The sequence below is a fragment of the Oceanobacillus sp. J11TS1 genome (assembly GCF_018333215.1).
Lineage (GTDB): Bacteria > Bacillota > Bacilli > Bacillales > Amphibacillaceae > Oceanobacillus.
Map to the genome: position 1 here is coordinate 1 of NZ_BORO01000064.1, position 747 is coordinate 747.

Annotated in this window: 2 rRNA genes; both read right to left on the minus strand. The window is 44.6% G+C overall.

Annotated features, from left to right (window positions below):
* Positions 1 to 489 (minus strand): 23S ribosomal RNA (locus tag KI343_RS19810); the annotation flags it as partial.
* Between the two features lie 194 nt (positions 490 to 683).
* Positions 684 to 747 (minus strand): 16S ribosomal RNA (locus KI343_RS19815); the annotation flags it as partial.

A 747-nucleotide genomic window follows, 5' to 3' on the forward strand; every position in this document is an offset into this window, starting at 1 on the left:
GTCACTAGGTAGTATTTAGCCTTGGGAGATGGTCCTCCCGGATTCCGACGGAATTCCACGTGTTCCGCCGTACTCAGGATACACTCCGGAGGAAATTCCTTTTCAACTACAGGGCTGTTACCTTCTTTGGCTGACCTTTCCAAGTCGATTCATTTAAAGAATTTCTTTGTAACTCCAATGGAGTGTCCTACAACCCCAAGAAGCAAGCTTCTTGGTTTGGGCTCTTTCCGTTTCGCTCGCCGCTACTCAGGAAATCGATTTTTCTTTCTCTTCCTCCAGGTACTGAGATGTTTCAGTTCCCCGGGTCTGCCTCATCTACCCTATGTATTCAGATAGATGTACTGTTCCATTACGAACAGCGGGTTCCCCCATTCGGAAATCCCCGGATCAAAGTTTACTTACAACTCCCCGAGGCATATCGGTGTTAGTCCCGTCCTTCATCGGCTCCTAGTGCCAAGGCATCCACCGTGCGCCCTTATTCACTTAACTAAGTTAAGAATAAGTTTGTTGATTACTGAAAGTAATCAATTGTGTCGCTATATTATAGCTTTTTGCCTTATTTCTAAAGTTTGATGTCGTTGTTACTCTTATTTAGTTTTCAAGGTACAAGCTTCCATTCGAGAGAATTGCTCTCTCAAAACTGAACCAAACAACCAAGTACGAATTCCGTTATATATCCTTAGAAAGGAGGTGATCCAGCCGCACCTTCCGATACGGCTACCTTGTTACGACTTCACCCCAATCATT